General features: G+C 42.7%; 10 protein-coding genes. 9 read left to right on the top strand and 1 reads right to left on the bottom strand.

The features are described 5' to 3' along the window. The first annotated feature begins 24 nt into the window (after positions 1-24). Positions 25-993, top strand: coding sequence for a 1-aminocyclopropane-1-carboxylate deaminase/D-cysteine desulfhydrase (locus NKI27_RS06795; RefSeq protein WP_265048921.1), 969 nt, complete (start codon positions 25-27; stop codon positions 991-993). Here the strand turns inward: NKI27_RS06795 and NKI27_RS06800 are convergent. Further along, the gene (locus NKI27_RS06800) at positions 990-1961 is read right to left on the bottom strand and encodes a DUF1853 family protein (RefSeq protein WP_265048922.1); all 972 of its coding nucleotides are present in this window, start codon (positions 1959-1961) and stop codon (positions 990-992) included. The two genes, NKI27_RS06795 and NKI27_RS06800, sit on opposite strands and share 4 nt — an antisense overlap. Positions 1962-2077: 116 nt before the next feature. Between NKI27_RS06800 and NKI27_RS06805 the strand changes: the two genes are divergently transcribed. The 8 genes from NKI27_RS06805 (at position 2078) to NKI27_RS06840 (ending at position 12213) form a co-directional block, all read left to right on the top strand. Continuing rightward, positions 2078-2962, top strand: a complete 885-nt coding sequence (locus tag NKI27_RS06805; RefSeq protein WP_265048923.1) for an NAD(+) kinase — start codon at positions 2078-2080, stop codon at positions 2960-2962. A gap of 97 nt (positions 2963-3059) precedes the next feature. Then, on the top strand, positions 3060-4022 hold the full coding sequence (locus tag NKI27_RS06810; RefSeq protein ID WP_265048924.1) for a metallophosphoesterase: 963 nt from the start codon (positions 3060-3062) through the stop codon (positions 4020-4022). Between the two features lie 24 nt (positions 4023-4046). Beyond that, on the top strand, positions 4047-4940 hold the full coding sequence (locus NKI27_RS06815; RefSeq protein ID WP_265048925.1) for a rhomboid family intramembrane serine protease: 894 nt from the start codon (positions 4047-4049) through the stop codon (positions 4938-4940). Positions 4941-5252: 312 nt separating this feature from the next. Beyond that, complete coding sequence (locus NKI27_RS06820) at positions 5253-5519, top strand: YeaC family protein (RefSeq protein ID WP_265048926.1); 267 nt, start codon at positions 5253-5255, stop codon at positions 5517-5519. Between the two features lie 110 nt (positions 5520-5629). Then, positions 5630-6427 carry a DUF2797 domain-containing protein gene (locus NKI27_RS06825; RefSeq protein WP_265049482.1) on the top strand — a complete coding sequence of 266 codons (798 nt, stop codon included), beginning with the start codon at positions 5630-5632 and terminating at the stop codon, positions 6425-6427. A gap of 86 nt (positions 6428-6513) precedes the next feature. Next, on the top strand, positions 6514-9171 hold the full coding sequence (pepN, locus tag NKI27_RS06830; protein ID WP_265048927.1) for an aminopeptidase N: 2658 nt from the start codon (positions 6514-6516) through the stop codon (positions 9169-9171). Between the two features lie 382 nt (positions 9172-9553). Continuing rightward, positions 9554-10936, top strand: coding sequence for a DUF1329 domain-containing protein (locus tag NKI27_RS06835; RefSeq protein WP_265048928.1), 1383 nt, complete (start codon positions 9554-9556; stop codon positions 10934-10936). 215 nt (positions 10937-11151) lie between these two features. After that, complete coding sequence (locus NKI27_RS06840; RefSeq protein ID WP_265048929.1) at positions 11152-12213, top strand: WD40/YVTN/BNR-like repeat-containing protein; 1062 nt, start codon at positions 11152-11154, stop codon at positions 12211-12213. Positions 12214-12279: the final 66 nt, after the last annotated feature.

Raw genomic sequence — 12279 nt, forward strand, 5'->3', positions numbered from 1 at the left:
AACGAAATGCGGTGAGCGAGCGTTATGGCTGAGGGCTCTATCGCAGCTGCTTGGTTGAAAGAACCTAAAGATATACCGGTTATCTCGCTTAACTGTGAACTGTTAGATGACTCTGGTGTTGAGCTTTGGGTGGCAAGGCTCGACCTCGTTGACCCGCTGATATCAGGGAATAAGTGGTTTAAGCTTAAGTACAACTTGTTGCAGGCGCTCGATCAGGGTGCGACCCATGTGGTTAGCTTTGGCGGTGCTTATTCAAATCATCTTCATGCATTAGCGGCTGCTTGTCATCGTTTGGGGTTGAAGTCTACTGCGGTAATAAGGGGTGAGTTAGTGTCCCCTTATAATGCAACCTTGCAAGACTGTGAGTTGTGGGGGATGTCTTTTTTACCTGTCTCTCGTATTGAATATCGCGAGAAAACCTCCCCGAAATTTCTTCAATCCTTACATGATCAGCTAGGTGAGTTCTATCTTGTTCCAGAAGGAGGGAGTAATACTTTAGCGGTGCAAGGAATGTCAGAGGTTGCGAGTGCTGTTCTTGGTCGACTTCAGTGGTGTGATTATCTGTGTTGTGCTGTGGGGTCAGGTGGAACGCTCTCTGGTTTGATTGCAGGTGCTGACTCTGCTGTTTCGTGTTTGGGGTATAGTGCGCTCAAGGGTGGCCAATATCTAGAAGATGACATTAAGGTATTGATTAATCAGTATCAATTAAGTCATGGTTATACCTCGGATGAGCTCAATAATAAAGAGGCCCCTATGTTTGAAATGGTTCATGACTATCACTTTGGTGGCTTTGCTAAAGTTAGACCTGAGCTTCTGAGTTTTATTGCTTGGTTTGAAGGGCGCTTTGAAATACCGTTGGAGCAGGTTTATACCGCAAAAATGTTTTACGGAATTTTTGATCAAATCAAGATGGGCTATTTTAATAGAGGGCAGCGTATTGTTGCTGTTCACACTGGCGGTCTTCAGGGGAGAAGAGGGCTTAAGTTGCTTTAAATGCTGGTGGGTTCGCTTGTGTGTGGCCAGTTATCAGGTACGACGAATAGTCTAAGTGCTTCAGTGTAGCGTTCATGTTGCTTTGTTAGGCATGCAATCATCCAAGGTCGACTCTCGGTTTTAACCTTTTTTGTGACAGCTTCTAGCATCTCAATGCTATTAAAGAATAGGCTGCCTTGTTCATCGTTATTATGGGTATTTTCGTTAACGCTATTATTTACAGTATAGGCACTGACCCACTCTGATTTAGTCAGCATGGCCCATGCATCAACATTGTTTTCTTCAATGTAAGTCGTAAACTCTTTAAGTGTAAACCATAGGCCTCTTTGATGAGCTTCGTTGCAATAATTGGGTGAAACGACCGAGGGGGTAGAAGGGTAAAAAAGATAACCTTTAATAATTATTTGCGGCTCTATAGACGTGGCTATTGGATCTATGTTGATTGTGCTCAGCGCCTGTTTTCCACTGTCTAGCTGAGATAGCTGGAGCTGAGTGTTAATCATTTTGCTCATTTTTAAGTCTAGGCGATCTCTGCATTGAGGGCCTAGCCAAATATTCTCACCGTCCGAAAATTCTAGCTGGTTTTTTTTGCTGAAACCTAAATAAAACTTGATGGCTATCTCTTGGTGTAAGTATTGCTCTCTTTCTTTGTCTAAGACTATAAAGTCAAACTCACCTTCTGTTCGTGCGGCAGTATTAGCTTGTAGATTTTTGGCAATCAGCTCAAACCTTGGGCTTGAAAGTAGGTAAAACGCCCATAACGATTCAAAGTAGGGGCCTAAAAAGTGAGATTTTTCATGTGAAAGGTGTTTCAGTAGCGGAGAGGGGTTTTGGTCTAATGATAAAAGCCACTGATCAACCCATTTGTCATGCGCTGCATCGACGACGGTTGGCCAATTAGCTTTTTGTATAATGAGTGATGGGCTAGTAACAACCCAAGCGAGGTCTCTTACGCATTTATTTTGCATATTGTTTGTACAATCATCTCGTTGGCGTAATCTTTTCGTTGGTTCGCTCTTTCCGTTGGACTGTTTTTTCCGTTAGTATGGAGTTAATACACCGCCGGAGGTATATAAAAGACACTATGGACCACTTTCGTAATATTGGGCTGATCGGCCGAATGGGCAGCGTAAAAGTTGTTGAAACGCTTCGTACCCTAAAAAAGTATCTCCTCAATGAAGGCTACCACATGATCATTGAGGAAAACACGTCTACGTTGCTGCCAGGTCATGGTCTGCAGGTGAGCAGTGTTAAAATGATGGGTGAGGTGTGTGACCTTGTTATTGTTGTTGGAGGGGACGGTAGCCTGCTGGGCGCAGCAAGGGAGTTGGCAAAATCCAATGTTCCGTTGTTGGGTGTTAACAGGGGGCGGCTCGGGTTTCTAACAGATATATCTCCAAATGAGCTAGAGGAGAAAGTAGGTAGTGTTCTCAATGGCGAATATGTTGAGGAACGACGCTTTTTGTTGGATGTTACGGTCAAACGTAATGGTGAGCCTATCGCGTATGGTTCTGGGTTGAACGATATAGTGCTTCATCCAGGAAAGTCTACGCGTATGATTGGCTTTGATTTGTTTGTAGAAGGGCAGTTTGTTTACAGTCAGCGTTCAGATGGCCTGATTGTATCGACCCCTACCGGTTCAACAGCCTATTCATTGTCTGCCGGGGGGCCATTATTGCACCCTAGGCTAGATGCTATTGTGCTAGTACCTATGTTTCCTCATACATTGAGTAGTCGACCAATTGTGGTGGATGGCAATAGTGAAATTAAAATCATTATCGGTGAGGGTAATGAAATATACCCTCAGGTTAGCTGTGATGGCCAAACCGACTTGCCGGTAGCGCCAGGGGATGTCGTCAACATTTACAAAAGACCTTATAAAGTCAGATTAATACACCCAACAAGCCATAACTTCTATGAAACCTGTAGAAAAAAGCTTGGGTGGGCGCATAACTTAGGTACGACGTAAGTTGATCCCCCTAATGCAAGCTGATTATATAAATGATGATGGTTTACTGTTTGGCAGTTGCACGAGTGGCTGGTGATGATTATATGCTGGAGGAATAGTGGCAAAATCACAAGGTTATGACCTGATTGGTGATGTGCATGGATGCATGATGACATTAGTTAAGCTGCTGGAGCAGTTAGGGTACCGTAAGAAAAACGGTGTTTATCAGCATGCTAATCGGAAGGCTGTATTTATTGGCGATATTATAGATCGAGGGCCGCGGATCCGTGAGAGCTTGCATATTGTCCGAGATATGGTCGAGCGTGGTTCAGCTTATATTGTGATGGGAAACCACGAATACAATGCATTAGGTTATTGTACTCGAGCAAGGCCCGGTAGCGGGCAAACCTACCTGAGAGAGCATAATGACCGGCATAAACGGCTGATTAGAGAAACCCTTGACCAGTTTGAAGCATATCCGTCTGAGTGGAATGACTTTTTGGATTGGTTTTATCAAATTCCGATATTTTTAGAATTAGAAGACTTTCGGGCTGTCCATGCTTGTTGGGATGATGGGTTGATTACGCAATTTAAAGACCGCTATGGCGGAAACTTGATTGACGAAGACTTTTTACATGCCTCAACGGTGAAAGATAGTTTTGCCGGGCAGATGATGGATCGATTATTGCGCGGAACTGATATGCGGCTGCCTAACTCTGAATATATTGTAGGAAAGGATGGCTTTACTCGACACTTCTTCCGTACTAAGTTTTGGAATGATGATCCGCAAGTCTATCAGGATATTGTGTTTCAGCCAGATCCTCTACCTGAACACATCGCGCAACACGAACTGACAGAAAAAGAGAAAGATCGGTTACTTAGCTATGATGCTGAGCAACCGCCAGTATTTGTGGGGCACTACTGGATGTCTGGCCCTCCGCGACCTATTCAAAATAATATTGCTTGTCTAGATTACAGCGCGGTTAAATATGGCAAGCTCGTCGCCTATCAAATGGATGGTGAAAAAAAGCTATCTAAAGATAAATTTGTTTGGGTTGATGTAGAAAAGCCAGAAATGTGATTACGCAAAGGCAAGGCGGGTGTAGTGGAAAAAGTAAGTGAAGTTGATATAGGTGTTGATCTGCTGCTTTTTAGTCGTTGGCTAAGTAGTCAACGAGTTCTGCATCGGATAGCGGAAGAGAAGGGTGTTCAGGTTGTATGGGTCGAAGCCGCTGAAGCGGAGCCTTCAGTTAGAGCGGCACTTGATCGCTATCTGAGTGATGATGACTTTAAATCACAGGTAGATGCCTATAGTGCCCAACTTACCTTCACTGTAAGGTCTTCTGCTGCCGTAATGCCAAGACCCACCTTATCGCAGGCGCCTATAACATTTGCATTTATATGTCTTTCTATGATTATTGCTTTATTAACTGGCTTTGGAGAGGGCGGGCCTATACTGCGAGCGATGATGATAGTAGACCCTAGCGGGGTTGATGTCTCGCTAGCAACCACGAAGCTAAGCTTGCTGCTTTCTACGCTTGCTGATCTTCAGTTGTGGCGGCTCATTTCACCTGATTTTCTTCACTTTAGTAGCCTACACCTTATTTTTAATATGTTAATGTTTTGGTTTTTAGGCGGACAGGTTGAGTCTTTGCAGGGTAAGGGGCGGTTTTTAATGTTGTTCTTAATCTGCTCTGCTGTCCCTAATATTGCGCAATATCTAGAAGCGGGCCCTTTGTTTGGGGGGATGTCTGGTGTTGTTTATGGGTTGGTGGGTTACTGCTGGTTGTGGTGTCGAAAAAGACCAGGTGAGTTAACGTTCCCACCTGCCATAATGGGGATTAGTGTTGTTTGGTTAGTGATTGGCTATACATCATTAACTGAGACACTCTTGCTAGGGAGGATGGCTAACTCGGCGCATTTATTTGGACTGCTGACAGGGATGCTGTATGCCTATATAGTTTTATGTAAGACGGGGGCCAAAGAGAATAGTATTTAGGCGGTAATAATTAATAAAAAAACCCCTCTTTGGGAGAGGGGGTCACAATCTGTGAAGTTCCTGATGAGAGAGATCAGTAGAGCTTTAACACTCAAGACAAATGATAATCATTATCATTTGTCTTGTAAATAGTATTAGTCTAATTTCTTTTCATTATTTTATTGTTTCAATCTTTTGGCTGCATTTTCTTAATCTCTGCAATGCTAGTTGCTATCAAAATAATATTCATTTTACCGACGGTAACAGTGAAACAATGGCTCGTTCCTCACTCTGTATGATATAGTCCTGCCTCCCTTTTTATGGATTACTGTCATGACATTTGAAGAGATTGTTCAGAAAATAGACCCACAAATTTATAAAAATTTACGTACTGCTCTAGAACTAGGTAAATGGCCAGATGGTCGAGTACTGACGCGTGATCAGAAAGAGATCTCTATGCAGGCGGTTATTTATTATGAAAACCAAGCCAATATAGCGGAGTCAGACCGAATCGGTTTTATCGACAGAGCTAAAGTTGAGGCAACGCCTTGCGCGACATCTGCAGGCACTAATGACGTTGAGGTCATTAAGGTTGGCTAATACGTTGTTGATGGCGTATTAGTGTTAATGTCTAACGCTTTTTAAGAAATATATTGTTGAGAATATAGGCGGCTAACGTGGCACTACTCGGTGAAGGTCCTTTGTCAAAAATGGTTGTTTCGTTGGAACAACCCGTCAGTTATAGCCTGACATTAGGTGATGCTTCATTGAACCTAAATGAGCTTATTGGGACACAGATTAAGATTCAGTATCAAGGCAAGATTACCTGCACAAATTGCGGAAGAAAGACCAATAAAAGTTTTGCTCAGGGGCATTGTTATCCTTGCTTTACAAAGCTTGCATCATGCGACACTTGCATCATGAGTCCTGAAAAATGCCACTATGCCGCAGGTACTTGTCGTGAGCCAGAGTGGGGTGATAAACACTGCATGACACCTCATATCGTCTACTTAGCTAATTCATCAGGTATAAAAGTGGGGATCACCCGCGAGACCCAGGTGCCAACACGATGGATTGATCAAGGTGCGATAGAAGCGATTCCGGTTTTTAGAGTGTCAACACGTCATTTGTCTGGTTTGGTGGAGGTTGCCTTTAAAAAACATGTCACCGATAGGACCAATTGGCGGGCCATGCTAAAAGGACAGGTTGCTGAAATGGATATGTTAGCTGAACGTGACCGCTTACTTGCTTTGGTCGAAGAAGACATTAAGCAGATTAAGTCTGAGTTTCCAGAGGAAACGGTTGAGTTGGTCGAAACACAGAAAAAAACGCCAATGGAATATCCGGTAGATGTATGGCCAGAAAAGGTGGTGTCGCTTAATTTAGATAAAACGCCTGAAGTATCGGGGCAACTCGTGGGAATTAAGGGGCAGTACTTAATACTTGATAATGGCTGCATCAATATACGGAAGTTCGGGTCCTATCATGTTGAGATTTTCAGTTATTAGCTATAACCTGTAATATCATATAAATATATTAATATCTTGATTTTGCTAAAAAAAATATCTATTAATTCTAATAAGTAGGTCAGGGAATGAAAGAAGCTCAGCCACGCACCATTTTCCTTAAAGATTATCAAAAACCTCCATTTTTAATTGATGAAACAGTTCTTCATTTTGACTTAAATGAACAGGGCGCTACAGTTAAGTCTCGATTAAGTGTACGGCGAAACCCTGAAGCAGAGCTCACAACAAGTGACTTGACTCTTGATGGGGTTGATCTTGAATTAGTATCCATCGCGATTGATGGCGTTGCTTTATCAGAGGGGCAATACGCGGTAACTGAGGAAGGTCTCAAGGTTATCGGTGTTGCTGATACGTTCTTATTAGAATGTGAGACGCTGATTAAACCCCAGGAGATTACCTGCCTAGAGGGGCTTTATAAGTCCTCTTCTATGTTTTGCACACAGTGTGAGGCAGAAGGATTCAGAAGGATTACTTACTACCTCGACCGACCAGATGTTATGTCTCGCTTTACCACTACAATTACGGCAGATAAAACCCTATACCCAGTGCTTTTGTCGAATGGTAATGAGGTTGAGCGTGGTGATCTGGAGTCCGGTCGTCATTTTGTAAGATGGGAAGACCCGTTCAGAAAGCCATGTTATTTATTTGCCTTAGTGGCAGGTGATCTTTTAAATATTGACGATCAATACGTAACCGCATCTGGGCGAAAGGTTTCATTGCGGATGTTTGTAGAGCCACAAAATAAAGATAAGTGTGAGCACGCACTGAGTTCTTTAAAGGCATCAATGAAATGGGACGAAGACGTGTATGGGCGTGAATATGATCTAGATATATTCATGATCGTAGCGGTTGATGACTTTAATATGGGGGCGATGGAAAACAAGGGGTTAAATATATTTAACTCATCTTGTGTGCTGGCAAAGCCTGATACTGCAACCGATTCGACCTATCAACGCATTGAGGCGATTGTGGCGCATGAGTATTTCCATAATTGGTCCGGGAATAGAGTAACGTGTCGAGACTGGTTTCAGTTAAGTCTTAAAGAAGGGTTTACTGTTTTTAGAGATGCTGAGTTCTCCGCAGATATGAACTCTCGAACAGTTAAGCGTATCGAAGACGTTAACTTGCTTCGTACTGCCCAATTTGCTGAAGATTCAGGGCCTATGTCTCATCCTGTTAGACCGTCGTCTTTTATTGAAATATCCAACTTTTATACCTTAACGATTTATGAGAAGGGCGCGGAAGTTGTTGGCATGATTCATCGATTGCTAGGTGAAGAGTTGTTCCGAAAAGGAAGTGACCTCTACTTTGAGCGTCATGATGGGCAAGCAGTAACGACTGACGACTTTGTTCAAGCAATGCAAGATGCCAGTGGGAAAGACTTAACACAATTCAAACGCTGGTATGATATTGCCGGTACGCCCGTTATTGATGTTGACTATCAATACGATGAGCAAGCTCAACTATTTACGCTAACGCTTTCACAGTCATGCCCCTCAACGGAAGGTGATGCGGATGAGAAGCCTTTTCATATTCCGTTTACTTTTGCATTACTGGATAGCAATGGCTGCAATATTCCTTTGATACAAAATGATGATGCAGTATTTGCAAATGCGCCTACAGAGTTGGTGTTGGATTTTGTAGAAACAGAGCAAACCTTTAAATTTCAGCATATAGAAAAAGAACCTGTACCCTCGCTTTTGCGAGGCTTTTCGGCACCCGTAAAAGTTAAAAATACATTCAGTCGTGACCAACTGCTTTTTTTGATGATGAATGAGACTGATGGCTTTAATCGTTGGGATGCAGGTCAACGGCTTTCGGCTGATATTATTCAGTCAATTGCAGAAGACTACATGCATGGGCGAGCGCTTAATGTTGATGCGCGCTTGGTTAATGCCTATAGGGGCTTGCTAGTGAGCAAGTCAATAGATAAGGCGCTACTGTCAAAGATGCTGATGTTACCAACAGAGTCATATCTTATTGAGTTGGCAGATGAGGCTAATATTGAGGCGATACATCATGCCAGAAACCTTGTGCGTGATACGCTTGCTGAAAAGCTTAAGATTGAGTTGTTGAGATGCTATCAGGAAAACACTGATGTTGGCGCTGCATATAGCGCAGACTTTAACTCAATCGCTCGTCGATCTTTGAAAAACTCAGCGCTTAATATTTTACTGTCTGCAGGTGATTCTGATGCGCTTGTGCTCGCAGAGAAACAATTTGTAAGCGCTACTAATATGACGGATGAAAGTGCCGCGTTAATTGCGTTGGTTAATTCGGACTTTGTTTCGCAGCGTGAATCTGCGCTTAATACGTTTTATGCAAAGTGGAAGGCAGATCCTCAGGTTGTTGAGCAGTGGCTATCTATTCAGTGTACTAGCGCTAAATCTGGAACCTTAGAGGCTGTTAAGCGCTTAATGACGCACGAGGCTTTTGATATTAAAAATCCAAATAAGGTGAGGTCTGTCATTGGTGCCTTTTGTAATCACAATCTTATTAACTTCCATAATTTAAGTGGTGAGGGGTATCAGTTTTTAGCGGATAACGTGATTAAGCTAAATAAGCTTAATCCGCAAATTGCATCAAGATTGGTGACACCCTTAACGCGCGGTAAAAAGTTTAATCAAGAACGGCAGGCGCTCATGCAAGCACAGTTGCATCGGATTTTAAGCGAAGAAAACCTATCTAAAGACGTCTATGAAGTGGTGTCAAAAAGCATAAAGTAACAAAAATAGCACTTTGGACTGATAGACAGACCGCCAAAATATGCTAAAAATAGATAGGGTAAGCAGTGCTTTCTCAGATTAACTGTAGGGTTAGATTCTTATCGCCTATGCATGAATGTGTATTGGGTAATAAAAAAACGTAGAGAAGAGTAAGTGTTACTTAGGTATTTAGCGGGATGAAAAAGCGCGCAATATCGAGTAGCTAGAGTAAAACTCAGGCGGAGGGGTAGGCTCCAACCTGATATAGATTTGGCCGTAGTTATAATAAAAAAAGTGACATAACAATAATAAAATTGCTTACGGAAAATATAACCGTGAATTTATATTCACAGGTGTTAGGTTTTATACCGATCATCAACTTTGATTTGTACTAGGTAATAATATGCAGAAAAGAAATATACTGCTGAGTAGCTTGATTGTATTCTCGCTTTTTTCAGCAGGTGCTAACGCAAAAGTCTCTTCTCAAGAAGCTCAGAAATTAAAAGGCGATTTAACACCTTTTGGGGGCATTAAATCAGGGAATGAAGAAAAGACAATTCCCGAATGGACAGGTGGCTTAACGGTTGCTCCGGACGGATATAAAAAATCTGGTCAGCACCATATCGACCCTTTTCCAGGCGATAAAATATTATTTACCATTACCGCACAAAATGTTGAAAAGTATAAAGATAAGCTAACAGCTGGTCAGTTAGCGCTTTTTAAAACATACCCTACTACCTATCAAATGCCTGTGTATCAATCCAGGCGTACTCACGCAGCACCTGAGTGGGTTGCTGATAACACGTTTAAAAATGCGACCCAAGCTGAATTGGTCAGAGGTGGTGCAGGTATCAAAAAAGCCTATGGCGGTATTCCTTTCCCTTTACTGAGTGGGGATGAGAGTGAAAAAGGGCTGCAGGCTATCTGGAACCACAACACCCGCTGGCGTGGCGTGTTTGTAACCCGTCGCTCGTCAGAGGTTAACGTACAGCGCAACGGTGACTTTACACCCGTGACCTCGCAGCAGGAGCTCTTTTTTAACTATTACAACCCAGAAGGTAGTGAAAAGACACTGAAGAATATTCTCTTCTACTACCTCTCTTTTACTAAGTCACCTGCTCGTTTAGCGGGTGGGGCAGTATTGATTCACGAAACGATGGATCAGGTGAAAGAACCGCGTCAGGCATGGGGTTATAATTCTGGTCAGCGTCGTGTACGTCGTGCACCAAACCTTGCTTATGATTCGCCTATTGCAGCATCTGATAATTTACGTACAGCTGATGACACCGACTTATTCAATGGTGCTCCAGATCGATATAACTGGACATATAAGGGGTTAAAAGAAGTTTATATCCCTTACAATAATTACAGAATGAGCCAAGGTGATGTTAAATATAGTGATTTGTTGGGCGTATCACATATTAACCCTGAGCTAACACGATGGGAGTTGCACCGAGTACATGTTGTTGAAGCGAACCTTAAAAAAGGAGAGCGTCATATTTATAAAAAGCGTGTATTTTATCTAGATGAAGATAGCTGGAACGCAACAATGGTTGATCAATATGATAACCGTGACGAGCTGTGGCGTGTCAGTGTTGCATTCTTGAAAAACTTTTATGAACTGCCTGGTGTGTGGACGGCGCTAGATGTGTTTTATGACCTGCAGGCTCGTCGTTATCATGTGCAAGGGCTAGATTCAGAGGAGCGTGAAACCCGTATATTTGAAAATAAAGTACCGAATTCACGTTACTTCAAACCGTCATCTCTCAGAAGAAGAGGCCGGTAATTATTGGTAGATTTAAGGGAGAGTGTCTTAAGGCGCTTTCCCTATTTTATATTTAAAGCAAAGGATTAGTTGCGAACGGAACGGTTTTTACTATCCTAAATGATACTATCGTTATAACAAAGGCTTCTCTAATGAGACACTGCTTTCATAAGCTGTTTACACAGTTATTGGTTTTTTCTCTGTTTACTATTTGTATTTCTTCCAAGGTGTATGCGTTGGATGATGTATTGGACACCCCTTCAATGACAACACAGATAGCTGATCAGTCGTTGTTGTTAGATGTTTCGGCTGCAGGAAAGCGTTTGGTTGCAGTAGGTGAACGCGGGCATATTATCTATTCTGATGATCAAGGTGAGAGTTGGGTACAAGCGAGCGTTCCCGTATCTGTAACACTAACAGCGGTTCACTTTCCCACAAGTACTCAGGGTTGGGCTGTTGGGCATGGCGCTATCATTTTGCATTCAAGTGATGCAGGTGAGAGTTGGACTAAACAGTTTGATGGCAACTTGGCTAATCAGCAAGTTATTGAGCAAGCGGAGCAACGCATAGCCAACTTAGAACGTGATTTGGAAACGGCGCCTGAAGATATGCAGGGTGAGATTGAGTTCAAGCTAGAAGAAGCTCAGTTTGGGCTAGAAGATGCAGAGTTTGATGCTGAGACGGGACCCAGTAAACCGTTATTGGATGTTTGGTTTGAAAGCGAGCTTAAAGGTTTTGCTATAGGGGCTTATGGTTTCTTCTTTGAAACAAAGGATGGGGGCAAGACCTGGACCAATGCATCAAACCGTATTGATAACCAAGATCGCTTCCATTTAAATGCCATCAATGAAATAGTGGGCGGTTCGCTGTTCATCGTAGGTGAAGCAGGTAATATTTTTAGAAGTAACGATAAAGGCAGTACGTGGGAGCGTGTAGAAAGCCCCTATGAAGGCTCTTTTTTCGGTGTTAGCGGTACAGGCAATGTTAACGAAGTGCTGGTGTTTGGGCTGAGAGGAAATCTCTACCGCTCAATAGATTTAGGCGCTAACTGGACACGAATACATAGCGGTAATGAGGCTACCTTGATAGCGGCTCAGTATGGCGACGATGGGATTGTTGCGGTGGTGGGTAATTCAGGGATTGTCTTAGTAAGCGGCAATGCTGGTGAGTCCTTTCAGGCCATCGTTAGAGATAACAGGCAAGCCGTTACATCGGTATATTTATTGGAAAATGGAAATTTCTTGTTGGTGGGTGAGCACGGTATAGATATTAGTGGTCCGACAGGGCGTAACTTGTAATACCACTAATATTTGTTGAGCACTTGGATTAATTTTTTTAGACGTTTTTAATAAATTATTTAGGCT

Source organism: Alkalimarinus alittae, from assembly GCF_026016465.1.
GTDB lineage: Bacteria > Pseudomonadota > Gammaproteobacteria > Pseudomonadales > Oleiphilaceae > Alkalimarinus > Alkalimarinus alittae.